Raw genomic sequence first — 15,958 nt, forward strand, 5'->3', positions numbered from 1 at the left:
AAATAAATAGAAAACATAAAATCAGCTCCATATCTAAATTTATAATAAAGAAAAAAATTAAATCAATTAAAAATTATATGTCTTCATATATAAGGCTAAAAGGAAGGGGAGTTAACAGGATAATTACGAGTAAGGTAATGCTATCGCCATTAGCAGGAGTTACGGATAATATTTTTAGACGACTCGTACGTAAATGGGCTCCAAACTCTTTACTTTTTACAGAAATGATAAATGCCACAAGTCTTAAAAAAGGATATGGCACACAAAAAATCAATCAAATAGATTTAGAAGAAGGTCCAATTGGAGTACAAATATTTGATAATAGGCCATATGCTGTTTCTGAAGCTGCGAAACAAGCTGAGGACTCTGGAGCTTTCTTAATCGATATAAATATGGGCTGTCCAGTAAAAAAAATCGCAAAGAAAGGTGGAGGCAGTGCCTTAATTAAAGACAGAAAACTTGCTATAGAATTAGTCAAAAATGTTGTAAAAGCTGTTAGTGTTCCAGTAACAGTAAAAACAAGACTCGGATGGGATAGTAAAGAAGAGAATATAGAGGATTTCTTATTTAAACTTCAAGATGCGGGAGCAACGATGATCACACTTCATGGAAGAACAAGAAAACAGGGGTTTTCAGGCAAGTCAGATTGGGAAATGATCGGGAGACTTAAAAAGTTGTTGGAAATTCCAGTAATTGCTAATGGAGATATCAAAAATCCAGATGACGCTCTTAATTGTTTAAAAAAAACAAATGCTGATGGTGTAATGATTGGACGAGGAATTTTAGGATCGCCATGGAAAATTGGAGAAATAGATTATGCTCTTAGAGAAAATAAAAATTTTAAAGAACCAAACACAGAAGAAAAACTATATTTAATTATTGAGCATCTTGATGAATTAATAAAAGAAAAAGGAGATCACGGATTGCTTATTGCAAGAAAACATATCTCATGGACATGCAAAGACTTTAAAGGAGCATCAAATTTGAGAAATAACTTGGTTAGAGCTGTTGACAAAAATGAAGTTAAAAATTTAATAATTAAAATGATTAAAACTTTGAATAATGAAAAAAATAGATTAGCTTAAAAAAAAATATTCTTTAAATGAAAATTATTAGTAAAGAAACAAGTAAAAGAGTTTGTAATCACATGAACAATGATCACATTGATTCAGTGCACAAATATCTTACCCATTATGCAAAGATATCAACATTTGAGAATGCCTTTATGGAAGAAATTAATAACAGTTATATAAAAATCAATTACGATGGCCAATCAGCAATTATCAATTTTAAAAATGAAATATCTGAAGAAGAAATTCATTCAACTTTAGTATCAATGATTAAAGACATTAAAGAATAAAATAATTTATAAAAAAATTCTAATTTTTATTTTCATAGTAATCAGTTATCTTTTTACATTCTTCAAATGAAAGCATACTTAATCTAGATGTGGCTTTTATTTTTAAAATTGCACAAACAGCTAATAAATCAGCGCTATCAACAGTAAGTGCTTCAGAAAGTTCTAGGACCCTAAGACCTTTCATTAGTATTAAAAAATCTTTTCTACATTATCAATAACCTTAAAATCAATGGGCTGCATTTTTCCCTAAACCTGCAACGAATGGAAAAGTTTGTTCATCACCAAATATATCTTCTACCGAAGAATTAGAAATATTAGTTTTTTTATTATCAGGCTTAACTTCTTCAATTTCATTAGAAATATTATCTTTAATGTTATTTTCAATTTCTTTTGCTAATAAATTATTCGTATTAGAAAATATTGAAAAAACTAATACACATAAAAATAAAACAATTTTTTTCATAAAAAAAATTTATCTAATACTATTTTTATATGCCAATAGTGTTATTTAGAAAAACTAGATAATTTTAAAACAAATCTATATAAATCAAAATCAAAAAATATTCATCTTCCCAACTTATTTCTATTTTTAAATCTAATTAAAAAATAAAGACCTAGTAACAAAAGAATTGCCAAGGAGTACTGATTAAGAAAAACATAAACCATATAGACGAGAAAGGGGAATAAGCACGCCCTCTTGAAATTTAACTTCTGTTCCTTTGACATATTTTTCCAATTTAAATATTCTTCCCATTGAAAAATCTTCTTCATTTTTCTACTTTTATTTTTACGATTAAACATAACTTTATAAATATAGTTTTGGTGATTCTTATGTTAATAAATAAAATTAATCTACAATATCAAAATATGTTTTTTTATTGAATTAAAATTTTCTAAATAAAAGATGAACTCAAAACCAGTTTGGAAAATAGAAAAAATTGTTTTACCTCAACATGCAGATCATGCAGGGGTAATGTGGCACGGTAAATATTTTAATTGGCTTGAAGAAAGCAGAATAAATGCACTTTCAGAAGTAGGTATAAGTTATTTCGAACTAACTAAAAATGGCTTAGATTTACCTTTAATCAATACTTCTATAAAATATAAATCTCCTTTATTTCTTGGTGAAAAAATAACAATCGAAAGCGAATTCAATATTGATAAAAGTCCTAGGGTTAATGTAATTTCAAAATTTCATAACAAGAAAAATGAAATCTTAACGATTGCTGAAGTCAATTTAGTCTTAATAAATAAACTGAATTTTTCTATAATAAGAAAAAGACCAGATTTCCTATCGGAAGCCTTTAGTAAATTAAATGGTTGAAATTATTATCCGCCAATTCAACGATTTATAAATTATGAATATATTTCAAGTTATTGATTCTTATCAATATGAAATGGAATCAAGATATCAAGAAAAATCAATGCTCACTAATCTTTTTACAGAGCACAAATTTATAGGATGGTTAGGGTTGTTTATAGTATTTTTCTCTATCTTTGCAATTTTTGTTTTTCAATTTCTTGAGTGGGAAAGTAATGACAATAATAAAAGTTAAGAAGATTTAATGCTTATAATTCAACTGAATGACTTAAAAAATGGCTATCTACTTAAAAATAACTAACCCTACAGAGGTTGTAAAAAAAAAGACTTCAAAATGGCTTACAGATATTACACCTGAAAGAATTGATAGAAAATTGGTCGAGGATGAAGTAATAAAAGGCATTATCGAGCAATTAACATTAGAAGGCATAAAAGGAGAAATATCAGCAATTAATGGGTTTGAAGTAAATGAATCTTCAGTAATAACAAAAAATAATTTTGTTATTAGAAAAACAAAAACTTTTTAGATAGAAAATAAAAATCTTTAATGAAAAATTTTTTTATCTTAATTATTTTTATCATTTTTTTAATTTTTATAATTGTAAGAGATTATCAAATTAAGAAGAAAAAGTTAAAATTAAACAATTCCTTAAATTCCAATTTCTTTATTCAATCAATTAATAAATTAATTGACGAGAACAAATACAATTTGTTAGAGGAGAGAATCAGATTGAGGGAGATAGATGCTTACGGTAATGAGGATTATAAAAAATGGATTGGCAATCCACCTCTTGATGAAAAAGCCATTGAAAAAAATATATTTAATGGATCTAAGCGATTTAAAGAGGGTATACCATACTTCTTTGAAAAAGTAATTTTAAAAGAATTTGGAAGTACGGAATTATTTTTCGAAAAGTGGAGATCCTATTGTAATGAAAATCCTACTATTGATGATGAAATAATTGGATCTATTAGAAAGCTCGAGACTGAAGATTGGTTTGTTTTCATAGCAAGTCAAATTGAGAAATCATGCTTAAACCTAATAGAAAAAAACTACTCAAGTAAAAAAAAGGGAAACTACAAAAAAGGTATTAGATTTGAAAATCATTGTATGGAAATTCTCAAACAAAATGGCTGGGAAGTAAAAGAAACCCCTATTACAGGAGATCAAGGGGTTGACTTAATTGCCTCAATAAATGATTTGAGAATATGTATACAATGCAAAGATCATGAAAAAGCCATTGGAAATAAAGCAGTTCAGGAAATTTCAGCTGGTAAATTATTTTGGAAAGGTACTCATGCGATAATAGTCTCAAAATCTGGCTTTACAAAGTCTGCTCATCAACTAGCAAAATCAAATAAAGTGGAACTAATCAATGAATATCAATTAAAGGATTTGGAAAAGTTTATTTTTTAAACGTTTATATCAATTGAGTTAAGCCCTCTTTGTAAAGCAAAAGTGTTGTAAAAATTCCTGAAGCCCACATTAAACCTCTAGCTGTGGGGATATTAAATATATATGCACCAATATATAAAAAACGAAAAATAGGATGAATCAATGCTGCAATTATTGCAATATTAGAGTCAGTTAAACTAATCAAACAAAGAAGACATGCGGGTGCATGTAGGGAAATACTTTCCCAACAATTTTGATGACACCAAACTGCTCTTTTTCCAAAAGAAGGTAATTCATCGAATAAAGCCCTTGGAGCAGACATATTTTCAACAGAATATCCCGCTTTAACTCTACCTATAGTTAATGGAATAATTGATAATAAAACAACACCAACTGATAGACAAAGGCTCCAGGCAAAAGCTACTTGCATATGATTTAAATAATATTATTAGCTTAATAATTGAAGCTCGTTATCGTGATAAGTGAAAAATCATTACCATAGATAAAACTTTGCAAAAAATGCTGTAATTTATAAAAAAAATCATTTATGGATATTTCAAAGATAATTTTAATTTTTGGCATAAGTTTACTAATATATTCTGCTTTTCTGTTTTTAGGATTTTTTCTTAAGAATAAAAATCTAAAGGCACAGAATCTAAAAAAAGAAGAATAGATTATTAATGCCACGAAAAATTACTATTTTCTCAATATTTTTATATTTTTTTGAATATATTTAATGGAAATAAATTTTGATCCAAATAATAATAAGGGATATTTGAAATTAAATAAGACAGTTGCTGGTATATGAAAAAATTTTATAAATTTCTTAAAAGTTTTCTATTTATATCACTATGGCTTATTTTATCCTCATTTTTAACCCAATATTGGAATACCTTTCATTGGGAACATATTTACTTAAACTTCAGAATTATATTTGATAAAGAATTTTGGTTTGTTGTAGAAAAAATTCTTTTAGGATTTGATATTGGTTACTGGTTAGAAGAAGCACTAAAATTCTTAAGTTATGAAATACCTAAAGAATCATTTAAATATTTACCAATTTATTTCGTATTAAAGTCTATTTGGATAAAGAATTAATTTCTATTTTTAATAGATTTTAATAAATTCCTTGAAATTCTTGAATAAAGTCGGTGAATTTATTTTTCTTAAAACGAACAAAGTTCCTTTATCACCCCTACAGATTCTAAGCTTATTGCTTAAATAAGTTATCTCTAACCACCCTAATTGTTCATTATTTATTTCTTTCATAGCCTTAATATTTTTTTTTCCAAATTTAGGACCAATAACACCAGCATGTGTAAATTTGACCCCAATTTTTTTTTCATTAATGTAATTAAGTCTTATTAAAATACCAGTACCAATAATTGATTTTATTCCTCTAGGTTTAAGTAGATTAAGACCATTTAAATTTAAGGGATCAAGAATTTGAAGATTATCAATAAGAGGAGAATATTTTAAAAAAGGACTATTAGAACTACTCCACCTAAGCTCCCAAACACCCTGCAAATCATTTCTATCTTTGCTAAAGGAAAAATTATGATCAATTTCAAGTTGTTCGGCAATATTACGTATACCCTCTGAATTTGGAGATTTAAGAAGTAAATTTAATAAATCATTTTCGGTTTCCATTTAATAAACACTGGGGTATATGGCTAAGGATAAATACTTACCTCCATGTGCTATATTCTACCCAGAATATGTTGATTTGATGACAAAGAGCTATTGGCTTAAGAAAATTTCAATTCCAAATGCTGATTTATTTCTGGAATATATAAGGACAGTATTGCCTTGGATTAAATCTGTGGGAGGAGTAATAGTAAAAAGAGATTTAATACAAGAATCAACCTCAAATGAATGGGATGGAGGGCAGCTTGGATTAGTAATTGAATTCGAATCAAAATTTGCTGCTAAAAAAGCATTTTATTCTGAAGTATTTCAAAAATATCTGCAGTCTAGAGATTTAATGGAACTAGTTACTATAAGTACTCTTTAAAAAAATCAACCAATATCAACCTCACACAAACAACTTATAAGTATTTATTACTATTAAATTATTTATGTAATATTTATAACTTCACCAGCAATAGCATATTTTGCAAAATTTAATTGTAAAAGTAATTCGTTAATCAAATGAACTATTCAACAGAAAAAGATGATTATTTGATGACAACTCCATATACAAAGAAAATTCAGCAAAAATTTGAAAAGGTTAAATCATTTTTAGAGCAAAATGGATTTAATCCTTCATCAGAGAGCTTAATGCAAGATATAGTTAGCTCAGAAGAATATATTGCTAAAAATGGCTTATAAAATATCAGAATATATTCAGAGTCCTTAAATAATAAAAACCGCCTATTAGAAAAGGTAATAATATTCCAATAAATAAAAATATGGATTTCTTTGATTCGCCTTCTGATATGGGGTTAATTTCTGGTTCAATTGCAAAACCATTTTGTCTACCACCACTTTCGGTTGTATAACCTTTTTTATTCATAAGAAAAATAATCTATGCAGATTATCTCATGTAAAAACTTATTTAAAAAAATTTTTTACATTTAGAATTAAACTAATTTTAAAATCTAATAATTAATTTCAATCTGAGATTTCAATTTGGCAGCTTTTTTTAAGAGACCTACAACTTCCTTACGGCCAGTAGCAAACTCAGCCTTGTTAAGTAATTCGCTATATTTTTTTGTGATTTCTCTATGGTTCATTTTGGTTATTATCTTCCATAAATTATAAAGTTACTAAAAAAAGTTTTTGTATAAAAGATATCAAAAAAGAGTATAAGTACCTTTACCTATTTAAACCAACCTTTTTTCTTTGGTTTAATCTCTTCTTTAATAACTTCTTTTTTTCTCCCAAATAATCCCTTTTTTTGGACTTTTAAATTCTCTTCAACAGGTTTAGATTTTCTGTTAAATAAGCCTTTTTTAGTTTCTTTTTTAATTGATTCTTTTTTGTCGGAAATCTTTGTTTTTTTAGGATTTGATTTTGAATTTTTGGGTTTGCTATCTGCAAATAAAGTTTGATATACAAAAAAACCAAAAACAGCAAAGAAGCCTAATGCCTGTACTAGAGCAGTTCCAAGATTATCAAACATTTAGGCCTCAACTTTGTATAGTGATTCTTTTTCTTTCGCTTCTATACATTTTTTATCATCAGACAAGCATTCAATTTCTGCCTTCTTCTCAGTATGAGAACTGCAGCCACCTGCATTAGCATTAGATGTTGAAAACAAAGTTAGTACCCCTAAAATTAAGGCGCATGAGGTGTTAATCGGTTTCATGAGTTTTATTTTTATTATGGAAAAATAATTTCGCAATTGCGAAGATAATCTTCTCTTCTGCTAAAAGTATCCCCTTTTTATATATCTATTTGTAGTAATTAACTAAATCGATAATTAATATTGCTAGTAATGAAAAACCTAAAATGAAAGGTAAATAAGGATATTTATTTAAAATTTTGTTTAGTTGATTTTTCGATGTTTGTTTTTCCTTTTTCTTTTCTCTAGGTGGTAAGCCTAACTCTTCCCTTCTCTTAGCTTCTCCCATAATTTTTAAACTATTTAAGACTATTTTATACACTTAGAAAAAGTAGTGAATTGTTCTTGATTAAAATTATTAACTGTTAATTTAATTTAAATTTTGGATATATTAAAAATATATAAAAAATTACATGATAGAAGTAGTTTGGTCAGTAAATATAATGATTGCAATTCTTATTATTGGTGTTGCCTGGGTTCTTTATTACATATTTACTTATGATCAAAAATTTACTTCCTAGATAAATGTCAGATAAAGATCTAAGTAATTTTCTAAAAAAAATAGAGCAACTTAATCAAATTGCTGAGCTAATAAAAAATAATCCTAGTAAAAAGTTATCCCTTGCAAAATGCAAGAATCATGATGAAGTAATTAGATTAACCACTGAATGGGGTTTTGATATTGGTAGAAGGTGGGGAGAATATTAATTGATTTTATTACCAGCATTATTAAAATTGCCATCAACTTCAAATTAAATTCCTAAGATTAATTAGTATTTCTTGTATTGGAGTTATGAAAGAAATTGGAGAGATAAAGTCAAATATATATAAAATAGCTGCTGTTACAGATAGAGGCCAAAGATTAAATAAATTAATTTCTCCTATGTATGAGGAAAAAGCTAATGAAATGGATAAATTGATTGATGCTCTTAAGGACTTTAGTTTTGAAATGTCAGAAGAATTATTGTCTGGAGAGTGGGAATTGATTTTTTCTAATGTTGAATTATTTCGAAGTTCTCCTTTCTTCCTTGCTATTGAAAAGGCATTAAATGATGAATTTAAAAGTAATCTTTTTTTTAAATTACATCAATTGCAAGTGGGATCCTTTGGCATATCAACTATTGGGAGAATTGCTCAAAAGATTGATTTTGAAAAAAAAGAATTTATATCTACTTTTGACACTACAATATTTGGGCTCACAACATTTCCTATCTTGGGTTGGTTCAAACTATTGCCTACTTTTGGTGGAAGAGTAATAACCGTAGCAAGTGATTTAGTTTTAAGAAATAACTTACTTGATATGAACTTACAAAAGACAAAAGTTTCCAAAGTTGATGGACTTAATAAGATTCCATTATTTAGTGAATTACTTATGGATAGATGGTATCCAGTTAAAGAGGTATGGAATAAGTTACCTTGGAATAAAGAATCGCCAAATTGCCAGGTTACAATTGTATATTTAGACGATGAAATGAGAATTATGCAGGATATGTATGGGTCTATTTTTATTTATATAAGGCCTTCAATTTCCTTGTTGAATTGAAATAAAATCTCTAATAATTAATTAAAACACCGAATAATAATTTTATAATTTATAGAAAAAACCATTAAAAATTTATTTTAAAGATTAATTAATAAAAACATCTCACATCTTAAATACAAATAGGTTATGTTCATAATGAACATTTTTTTATTATGCTTAGAAATCAAGAAAAAAATTCAGTTGTTAGAGGAATATTCCTAATAGTAGGGTGGGGCTTAGGTCTAGACAGATTCTACGAAGGAGATAAAAAAGGTGGCTTTTTATCAATCATTGGTTGGAGTATCACATTTTTTAGCTTTATATTTCTTAAATGTTCAGGTTATGAATATGTTGAGGGTGTGAAAAATTATTCAGATTATTCCCCTAACCCTTTAATAGTATTACCTTTACTGGCAGGAGCATATGGTGGCTTTCTAATAATTAAGAAGGCATTTAGATTAGCAAAACAATTTGAGAATGCTGAATAATACCACCAGTAGTTAAATTCAAGATAATAATCCTGATCCTTTCAAATAAAATTTAAATAAAAGAATCACTAAAAGGTTTACTATTGCTAAGGCTACTAAACCATTCCTGTTTTTTACATCTAATTTTTTGACTAAATTAGAAAGATAAACTACTGGATTTTCTGGCTCTTTATTATTCAAATTTTTTTTAAATATTAATTTGACAAGAAAATATCACAGTTTCATTTGAAGAATCAAAATTGTAAAGATGAATATCCAAAAAGAAATAAATAAGTTTTAACCCATAATTCCTGCATTTCTTAAAAACGCTTTACCCATATTGCCAATTACAAAAAATAGAGACAGATTAATTAAAAGGACTATTAATAATGCCAACATTTTATAGTTTGGATTAGTTGAAATGCCATCAAATCCATTATTAAGAAATCTTTTAAAAAGTGATTTGTCAATTTTTAGTTTTTGTTGCTCAGAATCAAGTTTTACTTTTTCTTCTGAAGAATCTTGATTACTTGCTTTCTCTAGAAATTCTGTAAATGCCTTAACATTTTCTTCTTTTTTATTCCCCTCATTAAGATCTTTATTGTCTTCATTCAAATTGGGGGACGATTCGATTGAATTATTTTCCTCAGGATTAAGTTTTGAATCTTCCAAATTAACAGTAAATGCTAGAAGTATATTACACCATAAAAAAAACCCACTCGATCAATTGAAGAGAGGGTTAGCTAAGGTTAAAGTTCTTAACTTGATAATAATTTATTTTAATTAAATTTGCGGTTGTAGCATAATGAAGTTTTAAATTAGATTATATTCAAGGTGATATTTTCGTACATATGTTAGACGCAAATACTAAAAAAGCATGTAAAGATGATCCCTCAATAAGAGACATTAAAATTAGAAATATAGAACATGCTATTGAACAAGCAGAATTTATGATAAAAGAATCAAAAATGAGCCAAGAAGAATTAATCTTTTTAAAAAGAAAAATATCGGACTCAAGACAAGATTTAGAAATACTTTATTTAATGAAAATTCAATGAATATAAATTTGTTAATCTTTAAAAGGATTGAATTTATACAAAGAAAATTAATTTGTATATTTGAAGACTTATAAAGTCTAAAGGGAATGTAATTATTTGTATAAAGGTTCTAGTTATGTCTAAAAATAATCTATATATACCTTTAAAGGTTGTTCCCTACATCTTTATTTCAATTACTGCTATTGCAATAACAGCAGCTACATATGTAATTACATAGCTTTGTATGCTTGAAATTATTTAAAATTTTAGATATTAAATAAATTAAAATATTTTTCATAGTTAATTATATGAATAAAGTCAAAATAGCAATTTTTACAATATCAATAATCATATTATCCATTATTGGGATTAAAAAATTAATTTATATAAATCAAGTTAAAGATTTAAAAGATAAGGAAGAATCAATCCTAAATGAATCTATACGTGTTTTAAATGAATGCTTCGATCTAGAAAATAAAAATAAAAGAACTCTTAATAAATCAATTGAATTAATTGAGTTTTGTTTAGAGGAATATGGATATAAAAACTGATTTCAAAACTTGAATGATGAATTTCCTAATACTCCACTAATATGCAAATTAAAATTTTTTATCAATAATCTTCTTATGTTCCATAATTTTTTATTAATAATATTTTCCTTATTTGATCTTTTAAAATGACTAAAATTAGATGTTCTTATCTAGGAAATTTTAACTGTGAGGCTATTCATCTACAATCTGGAAGTCTTATTAGAACTGATGCACCTTTAGATCACTGCGGTAAAGGTGAAAGTTTTTCCCCGACCGATTTATTAGCAACATCTCTAGGTACTTGCCTGCTAACCATTATGGCAATCAAAGCTAAATCGAAAGGATTTGATTTGGAAGGTATATATTTAAATATTGAAAAAGTAATGACTCAAAATAGCGAGAGGAAGATAAGAGAACTAATAATAGATATTTTTATACCAGAAAGCACTTCTAATGAAACTATTGATTTTTTGAAAAAAGCATCCAAAGAATGTCCCGTTACAAGAAATTTATCTCGAGAAATAGATATTAAAATTAGTTGGCGTAATGAATAAATCTCAAAATAGTAATTAAATAAAAAATAATGAAATACTTCATTGGAATAGTCATTCTTTTTTTTGGTATATATATAATGACAGACTTAGGAATAAAGACTAGGTATACAAGAAAAAGACTTTCAAGAGGGAAAAATAAATCTTATAAATTTTAATATTGGAAATTAAGGCAATAAATTAATTTTTGTACTGACAATTAAGGCATATTTTAGTTTTATTTTTTCAATATTTTTTGGTCAATCAAACTAATCAACGGGATCATGAGATTTACATTTATTCCAACAGTGCACCATGTATAAATAATAAGAAAAAATATTTTTATAAATGAATTAGGGGGTAATGTGAAAAATATTTTGAAAAAACCTCCAATGAATAGTACCAATATTCCAATTTGAAAAAGACCTTTGATTATCCATTTAAGTCCATTTTTTTTAATGTTTATATAAAACCAGAAAAAAACAAAACTGGATGACAAAAAATATATAAAATTTATGATCATCTTTTTAAAGAAAATCTAATAAATTTGCCATTATCAAGGCATCATGATAATTATCACTTTTATATCTGCTAATTTTTTTTTAAATTAGAAAAGTTATACAAAAAACAATAAAAACAATTTATTTTTTACTTTTTTATCTTAAAACATTTTCGATTTTAGTAAATCAACTCTTTTTTGATTCACTCCCAAATCACTTTCTCCAACTCTTGATTCTGACCTTATTGATAAGATGCTTGATTCTGGTAGAAAGGATACTTCTAAATCGTCAACATACTTCATCCATTTGCTGGTTGCCTCAGCATGAAGATAATCACCATCAATTTCTACAATCTCAGTTCTTGGTGTGTTTTCGATATATGTTTTAATCTTTTCAAAAGGATTCTCAATATTGTTTACCTCCCATTCTTCTCGTACACAATGAGCAACCTCTACACAAGGTTTTAATTCTATATGTGAGGCAAATATTGAAGAAGGGAATAAAAAGCTTGAACAAATCAAAATTGCTAAAAAAAGTATTTGCATTAACAGAAGAATTTAATGACTAATAATCTAACGAATCAAATTACTAATTTGTAATGACGACTTAATTATTTTGGAAGAAAGCATATATGATTTTTATATTCAGAATTTAATATGTATTTCTAATGATCCAAAAAAAAAGATCCCTCAGAGAGAGATCTTTTAAAATTGATTTAAATCAAGTGTTTCCTAGTTTCCACTTAATAAATCAATCCTCCTACACACAAAACTAATATCACATTTAAATCAAAAATATGTAATACCTATTAGACCTCTATCTTAACTGTCACATCGCTAAAAATACAAAAAATACTAAACATTGCTGTCTAGTACTTTTAGATTTATCAGAAAAAAGTGTGTGAGGAGTTTCTGATATATTAAATCTACTACGTCGGTAATTAAAAAGGGTACAGTATAAATTACTAAATTTTTCAATCCTTCAAAAAAAATTGCCCTTGATGAAAAAATAATCAAAAAGATAAAAAATTCATGAAAAGCATTTACAAAAAAATCATTTTTTTTATTTCAGCAATTGCTCTTTTTTCAGTAATAGCAGGTGTTGTCAAATATTCACTTACTTATATTGAAAATAATCCCGAAAAATACATACCTACACAAAAGTAAGGCAAAAAATAAGTATAAATTCACTTCAAAAAATCTATAAAGTGTCTTAAATATGTTCTAAATAGACAGCTTGAGTCATGAAAACCAAAAATACTTCAGTTCTTAATCAGAATAATATTCATTTAGGTCAATTCAAAAATAAGCATAAATATCAAATACTTGAGAATTACTGGAAGAGAAGAAAGAAAGAATGTGAAAAAAATCTTTCAAAATTTTGCTAACGGATAATTATGAATTTTATTTTTTCTTTTTTTTTAGCATCTGTGATGTGGGTACAGGTTCCACAATGGGAAACTGACTGGTCAAAATGTGCTGTAGATGTTCCCGATTCATCATGTCACTGGTACGTAGCTGCTCCCGATAATACGTTTGGGGAAGGATTTAGTTGGGAAAACGCTCCTTGGTTTGATGCTAATGGATTACAGGATGTCGCTAAAATTGAGAAAGAATCTGTAGTAGAAAAACTTCAAAATAACTAAAGTTTCCATTTCATCAATTAACTTTTAAAAGTATTTAAATCTTGTTAAATAGTGGTTAACTTTTTATTGATTAAAAATTTTTATGCGTTTCAAAGTAAGTCTCAAAAAAAATGGAAAAGAATTTGATGAAGTAGTTATAGCTAATAATAAAAAAGAGGCTATCAAAGTAGCTTTAAAAAACAATCCAGAAGCTCAAGCATTAAACTCTGATTGGACATTTAAGATTTAATTATTTGCGAAGCCTAGGAATCAAAAGAGATGCGACACAAATAACACTAATTGCAGGTCCAGGCGAAAGATTAAAGACTATAGAGAGAATAAATCCCAGAAGTGAGATGCATAATCCAAAAAATGAAGACCTCATCATTGCAATTCTTAAACTATGAGCCTTATTTAGCCCTAACAAAGTTGGCGTAGAAAGAAGAGCAATTACAAGAATTACTCCCACTGCTGACATTGAACTAACAATTACTAATGCCGTCGTAAAACTCAAAGCAAGATTTAATAAAGAAACGTTTATACCACTTGCGGATGCACCTTCTGGATCTAATCCAACATAAACTACCTTTTCATATCCAAAAGTCATTAAAAGTATAAATACTAAAAAAGCAATTATTGTTCTAAGTAAATCCCCAAAATTTGCTGTCAATAAATCGCCAAATAATACTGCCTCCAAATCAATCCTTATTCCGAGTAGAGGGATTATAAGGACTCCAAACCCAAGCATTCCAGCGAGAATAGTATTCATAACTGCTTCATAATTTTCACTTTTTCTATTAGTTAAACTTTCCGCAATTACTGAACCCATAAGACCACTGATAACACCACCAATTGAGGGGTGAATTCCCAGAGCTAATGCGAGAGCAAGTCCAGGCAACACACAATGAGAGATTAAATTAACTTGTAATAATCTCTTATGAGTGATTAATACAGTTCCCATAGCTGGGCATAAAATCCCGGAGAATATAGTAATTATTAATGGAACCAGCCACCAGTTGTTATTAATAAAAGACATTATTCGAATGATTCGGTATGATCAAAAATACGGGACAAAAAAAGATTTCGGAAACAATGGTAACTAAATCTGACATTACCAAAAGACAAGAACAACTTCTTGAAGAACTTAATAAATGCGAGGATGAATTGACTGGTCAAGAGTTGCATAGACAATTGATAGAAAGAGGAAAGGCTATGGGACTGACGACTGTTTACAGGAATCTTCAAGTTTTGATAAAGCATGGCTTAATACGTTCTAGACATCTCCCAACTGGAGAGGTTCTGTACACTCCCGTAGATAGAGATATTCATCATTTGACCTGTGTTCAATGTGGTGAGACATCAAAAATGGAAGGATGCCCGGTAAAAGATATTCATACACCCAAAACAAATCCAAAGGAATTCCAATTGTTGTTTCATACTCTCGAGTATTTCGGGCTTTGCCAAAACTGTTATCAGGCTCAGAATTAAAAAGGAACATTCTCTAATCACAGAAATTATTTACGTTTATAGAGCTTATATTTATTGCCTCTAATTTATCTTTTATTTGATCAGGACTACCAACTGCCAAAACACTTTTATCAAGAACGATTACTTGATCATAATTATTTAAAGAATCGCCCCAATCATGGCTACTTACGAGCAAAGAAAGTCCCGCATCTGCGAGTTGACGAACAATTTTCAGAAAATCCTCCTTTGCAGGTGGGTCCAAAGCTGCACAAGGTTCATCTAAAAGAAATATTTTTGCCGGGGACATAAGAGTTTTTGCTAACAGAGCTCTTTGCTGCTGTCCTCCTGAAAGAGAATCGAGTCTTCTATTAGCCAAACTTGCAATGCCTACTCTCTGCATTGTCGCCTCTAATTCACAACATTTATTAATCCAAGAATTAGGATATGCTAGAAGAGTCTTAATTTGAAATGGGTTATTACTTCTTGATTTTGAATACTTTATTTGACCAAGAGATACCAATTTTTCAACTGTAATGGGGAACTTCCAATTCATAGAACTCCTTTGAGGCATAAGTGCCACAAGAGCTCTAGATCTATATAAATTTTCACCGTCAATTTTTATTTCGCCTTTATCTGGATTATTTTGTCCTTGCAAAATTCTCAAAAGAGTTGATTTGCCTGCGCCATTTGGGCCAACTAACGCTGTTAGAGTTCCAGGTTTAATCTCAAACGATACCTTATTCAAAACTGGCTTACTTTTTTTTGCGTATGCAAAGGTTAAATTTTCAGCAACTAAAGTAGCCATTAATTAATCTTTCAAAAAAGTCACTTTACAAGCTTACCAATAATACAAGTTGCGTATTATTTTCATAACATTTGATAGCTTTACTTGTCAGACGGAATGAAAATGATTATCAT

General features: G+C 28.0%; 34 protein-coding genes. 20 read left to right on the forward strand and 14 right to left on the reverse strand.

The features are described 5' to 3' along the window. Nucleotides 1-77: 77 nt before the first annotated feature. Both dusB and HA140_RS05380 read left to right on the forward strand, forming a co-directional pair. Entirely contained in the window at nt 78-1,085 is a 1,008-nt protein-coding gene (dusB, locus tag HA140_RS05375; protein WP_209040099.1) for a tRNA dihydrouridine synthase DusB, read from the forward strand. A gap of 17 nt (nt 1,086-1,102) precedes the next feature. After that, nucleotides 1,103-1,360, forward strand: a complete 258-nt coding sequence (locus tag HA140_RS05380) for a DUF2470 domain-containing protein (RefSeq protein WP_209040100.1) — start codon at nt 1,103-1,105, stop codon at nt 1,358-1,360. Between the two features lie 19 nt (nt 1,361-1,379). Here HA140_RS05380 and HA140_RS05385 read toward each other — a convergent pair whose 3' ends face one another. Together HA140_RS05385 and HA140_RS05390 are read right to left on the reverse strand one after the other, a co-directional pair. Further along, nucleotides 1,380-1,544 (reverse strand): translation initiation factor IF-2 N-terminal domain-containing protein, encoded by a 165-nt coding sequence (locus HA140_RS05385; RefSeq protein WP_179850545.1) that lies wholly within the window; start codon nt 1,542-1,544, stop codon nt 1,380-1,382. 42 nt (nt 1,545-1,586) lie between these two features. Then, entirely contained in the window at nt 1,587-1,823 is a 237-nt protein-coding gene (locus tag HA140_RS05390) for a hypothetical protein (protein ID WP_209040101.1), read from the reverse strand. 441 nt (nt 1,824-2,264) lie between these two features. Between HA140_RS05390 and HA140_RS05395 the strand changes: the two genes are divergently transcribed. From HA140_RS05395 to HA140_RS05410, 4 genes are all read left to right on the forward strand, one after another. Continuing rightward, complete coding sequence (locus HA140_RS05395; protein WP_209040102.1) at nt 2,265-2,684, forward strand: acyl-CoA thioesterase; 420 nt, start codon at nt 2,265-2,267, stop codon at nt 2,682-2,684. 34 nt (nt 2,685-2,718) lie between these two features. After that, on the forward strand, nt 2,719-2,916 hold the full coding sequence (locus tag HA140_RS05400) for a hypothetical protein (protein ID WP_011818539.1): 198 nt from the start codon (nt 2,719-2,721) through the stop codon (nt 2,914-2,916). Nucleotides 2,917-2,956: 40 nt separating this feature from the next. Next, complete coding sequence (locus HA140_RS05405) at nt 2,957-3,208, forward strand: hypothetical protein (protein ID WP_011818540.1); 252 nt, start codon at nt 2,957-2,959, stop codon at nt 3,206-3,208. A 203-nt stretch (nt 3,209-3,411) separates the two neighbouring features. Then, nucleotides 3,412-4,098 carry a restriction endonuclease gene (locus tag HA140_RS05410; RefSeq protein ID WP_245156203.1) on the forward strand — a complete coding sequence of 229 codons (687 nt, stop codon included), beginning with the start codon at nt 3,412-3,414 and terminating at the stop codon, nt 4,096-4,098. Nucleotides 4,099-4,102: 4 nt separating this feature from the next. On the opposite strand, the gene HA140_RS05415 is transcribed toward HA140_RS05410, so the two are convergent. Beyond that, the gene (locus tag HA140_RS05415) at nt 4,103-4,507 is read right to left on the reverse strand and encodes an MAPEG family protein (protein ID WP_011818542.1); all 405 of its coding nucleotides are present in this window, start codon (nt 4,505-4,507) and stop codon (nt 4,103-4,105) included. A 374-nt stretch (nt 4,508-4,881) separates the two neighbouring features. Here HA140_RS05415 and HA140_RS05420 point away from each other — a divergent pair, with 374 nt between their 5' ends. Then, nucleotides 4,882-5,175, forward strand: a complete 294-nt coding sequence (locus tag HA140_RS05420) for a virion host shutoff protein (protein WP_209040104.1) — start codon at nt 4,882-4,884, stop codon at nt 5,173-5,175. A 9-nt stretch (nt 5,176-5,184) separates the two neighbouring features. Here HA140_RS05420 and HA140_RS05425 read toward each other — a convergent pair whose 3' ends face one another. Next, a complete protein-coding gene (locus tag HA140_RS05425) occupies nt 5,185-5,727 on the reverse strand; it encodes a PAP/fibrillin family protein (protein ID WP_209040105.1) in 543 nt (180 codons plus the stop codon). 79 nt (nt 5,728-5,806) lie between these two features. Between HA140_RS05425 and HA140_RS05430 the strand changes: the two genes are divergently transcribed. Together HA140_RS05430 and HA140_RS05435 are read left to right on the forward strand one after the other, a co-directional pair. Next, nucleotides 5,807-6,091 (forward strand): DUF1330 domain-containing protein, encoded by a 285-nt coding sequence (locus HA140_RS05430; protein WP_011376579.1) that lies wholly within the window; start codon nt 5,807-5,809, stop codon nt 6,089-6,091. Nucleotides 6,092-6,228: 137 nt separating this feature from the next. After that, entirely contained in the window at nt 6,229-6,408 is a 180-nt protein-coding gene (locus HA140_RS05435; protein WP_011863071.1) for a hypothetical protein, read from the forward strand. Nucleotides 6,409-6,412: 4 nt separating this feature from the next. Here the strand turns inward: HA140_RS05435 and HA140_RS05440 are convergent, their stop codons facing one another. The 5 genes from HA140_RS05440 to HA140_RS05455 form a co-directional block, all read right to left on the reverse strand. Beyond that, nucleotides 6,413-6,592 carry a hypothetical protein gene (locus HA140_RS05440; protein ID WP_011818547.1) on the reverse strand — a complete coding sequence of 60 codons (180 nt, stop codon included), beginning with the start codon at nt 6,590-6,592 and terminating at the stop codon, nt 6,413-6,415. 85 nt (nt 6,593-6,677) lie between these two features. Next, nucleotides 6,678-6,812 carry a hypothetical protein gene (locus HA140_RS09425; RefSeq protein WP_257469857.1) on the reverse strand — a complete coding sequence of 45 codons (135 nt, stop codon included), beginning with the start codon at nt 6,810-6,812 and terminating at the stop codon, nt 6,678-6,680. A gap of 86 nt (nt 6,813-6,898) precedes the next feature. Further along, nucleotides 6,899-7,201 (reverse strand): hypothetical protein, encoded by a 303-nt coding sequence (locus HA140_RS05445; RefSeq protein ID WP_209040106.1) that lies wholly within the window; start codon nt 7,199-7,201, stop codon nt 6,899-6,901. Beyond that, nucleotides 7,202-7,387: a hypothetical protein gene (locus tag HA140_RS05450; protein WP_225866621.1), complete on the reverse strand. Its 186-nt coding sequence runs from the start codon at nt 7,385-7,387 to the stop codon at nt 7,202-7,204. 85 nt (nt 7,388-7,472) lie between these two features. Further along, nucleotides 7,473-7,652 (reverse strand): hypothetical protein, encoded by a 180-nt coding sequence (locus HA140_RS05455; protein WP_025888492.1) that lies wholly within the window; start codon nt 7,650-7,652, stop codon nt 7,473-7,475. A gap of 236 nt (nt 7,653-7,888) precedes the next feature. On the opposite strand from HA140_RS05455, the gene HA140_RS05460 reads away from it, so the two are divergent. From HA140_RS05460 to HA140_RS05470, 3 genes are all read left to right on the forward strand, one after another. Continuing rightward, complete coding sequence (locus HA140_RS05460) at nt 7,889-8,071, forward strand: Nif11 family protein (RefSeq protein WP_209040107.1); 183 nt, start codon at nt 7,889-7,891, stop codon at nt 8,069-8,071. 85 nt (nt 8,072-8,156) lie between these two features. Continuing rightward, entirely contained in the window at nt 8,157-8,906 is a 750-nt protein-coding gene (locus HA140_RS05465; RefSeq protein WP_209040108.1) for a PAP/fibrillin family protein, read from the forward strand. Between the two features lie 152 nt (nt 8,907-9,058). After that, on the forward strand, nt 9,059-9,373 hold the full coding sequence (locus HA140_RS05470) for a hypothetical protein (protein ID WP_209040109.1): 315 nt from the start codon (nt 9,059-9,061) through the stop codon (nt 9,371-9,373). 18 nt (nt 9,374-9,391) lie between these two features. Here HA140_RS05470 and HA140_RS05475 read toward each other — a convergent pair whose 3' ends face one another. Continuing rightward, nucleotides 9,392-9,553 carry a hypothetical protein gene (locus tag HA140_RS05475; protein ID WP_209040110.1) on the reverse strand — a complete coding sequence of 54 codons (162 nt, stop codon included), beginning with the start codon at nt 9,551-9,553 and terminating at the stop codon, nt 9,392-9,394. Nucleotides 9,554-9,649: 96 nt separating this feature from the next. Beyond that, entirely contained in the window at nt 9,650-10,024 is a 375-nt protein-coding gene (locus HA140_RS05480) for a hypothetical protein (RefSeq protein WP_025970259.1), read from the reverse strand. 179 nt (nt 10,025-10,203) lie between these two features. Here HA140_RS05480 and HA140_RS05485 point away from each other — a divergent pair, with 179 nt between their 5' ends. The 3 genes from HA140_RS05485 (at nt 10,204) to HA140_RS05495 (ending at nt 11,473) form a co-directional block, all read left to right on the forward strand. Continuing rightward, nucleotides 10,204-10,410 (forward strand): hypothetical protein, encoded by a 207-nt coding sequence (locus HA140_RS05485; protein WP_209040111.1) that lies wholly within the window; start codon nt 10,204-10,206, stop codon nt 10,408-10,410. Nucleotides 10,411-10,697: 287 nt separating this feature from the next. Then, a complete protein-coding gene (locus HA140_RS05490; protein ID WP_209040112.1) occupies nt 10,698-10,940 on the forward strand; it encodes a hypothetical protein in 243 nt (80 codons plus the stop codon). A 125-nt stretch (nt 10,941-11,065) separates the two neighbouring features. Continuing rightward, a complete protein-coding gene (locus tag HA140_RS05495; RefSeq protein WP_209040113.1) occupies nt 11,066-11,473 on the forward strand; it encodes an OsmC family protein in 408 nt (135 codons plus the stop codon). Nucleotides 11,474-12,110: 637 nt separating this feature from the next. Here HA140_RS05495 and HA140_RS05500 read toward each other — a convergent pair. After that, entirely contained in the window at nt 12,111-12,494 is a 384-nt protein-coding gene (locus tag HA140_RS05500) for a DUF1499 domain-containing protein (RefSeq protein ID WP_209040114.1), read from the reverse strand. A gap of 486 nt (nt 12,495-12,980) precedes the next feature. Here HA140_RS05500 and HA140_RS09430 point away from each other — a divergent pair, with 486 nt between their 5' ends. The 4 genes from HA140_RS09430 to HA140_RS05515 all read left to right on the forward strand — a co-directional run bounded on the left by HA140_RS09430 (nt 12,981) and on the right by HA140_RS05515 (nt 13,823). Continuing rightward, nucleotides 12,981-13,115, forward strand: a complete 135-nt coding sequence (locus tag HA140_RS09430; protein WP_257469858.1) for a hypothetical protein — start codon at nt 12,981-12,983, stop codon at nt 13,113-13,115. A gap of 77 nt (nt 13,116-13,192) precedes the next feature. Then, complete coding sequence (locus HA140_RS05505; protein ID WP_209040115.1) at nt 13,193-13,336, forward strand: hypothetical protein; 144 nt, start codon at nt 13,193-13,195, stop codon at nt 13,334-13,336. Between the two features lie 9 nt (nt 13,337-13,345). After that, on the forward strand, nt 13,346-13,594 hold the full coding sequence (locus HA140_RS05510; protein ID WP_209040116.1) for a hypothetical protein: 249 nt from the start codon (nt 13,346-13,348) through the stop codon (nt 13,592-13,594). Between the two features lie 82 nt (nt 13,595-13,676). Continuing rightward, complete coding sequence (locus tag HA140_RS05515; protein ID WP_209040117.1) at nt 13,677-13,823, forward strand: hypothetical protein; 147 nt, start codon at nt 13,677-13,679, stop codon at nt 13,821-13,823. Here HA140_RS05515 and HA140_RS05520 read toward each other — a convergent pair whose 3' ends face one another. Next, a complete protein-coding gene (locus HA140_RS05520; RefSeq protein ID WP_209040118.1) occupies nt 13,824-14,609 on the reverse strand; it encodes a metal ABC transporter permease in 786 nt (261 codons plus the stop codon). It abuts the gene before it with no gap. 17 nt (nt 14,610-14,626) lie between these two features. Between HA140_RS05520 and HA140_RS05525 the strand changes: the two genes are divergently transcribed. Beyond that, nucleotides 14,627-15,061, forward strand: coding sequence for a Fur family transcriptional regulator (locus HA140_RS05525; RefSeq protein WP_209040119.1), 435 nt, complete (start codon nt 14,627-14,629; stop codon nt 15,059-15,061). 13 nt (nt 15,062-15,074) lie between these two features. On the opposite strand, the gene HA140_RS05530 is transcribed toward HA140_RS05525, so the two are convergent. Then, the gene (locus HA140_RS05530; protein ID WP_209040120.1) at nt 15,075-15,845 is read right to left on the reverse strand and encodes an ABC transporter ATP-binding protein; all 771 of its coding nucleotides are present in this window, start codon (nt 15,843-15,845) and stop codon (nt 15,075-15,077) included. Between the last annotated feature and the right edge of the window lie 113 nt (nt 15,846-15,958).

Source organism: Prochlorococcus marinus CUG1417 (genome assembly GCF_017695975.1).
Classification (GTDB): domain Bacteria; phylum Cyanobacteriota; class Cyanobacteriia; order PCC-6307; family Cyanobiaceae; genus Prochlorococcus_A; species Prochlorococcus_A marinus_AG.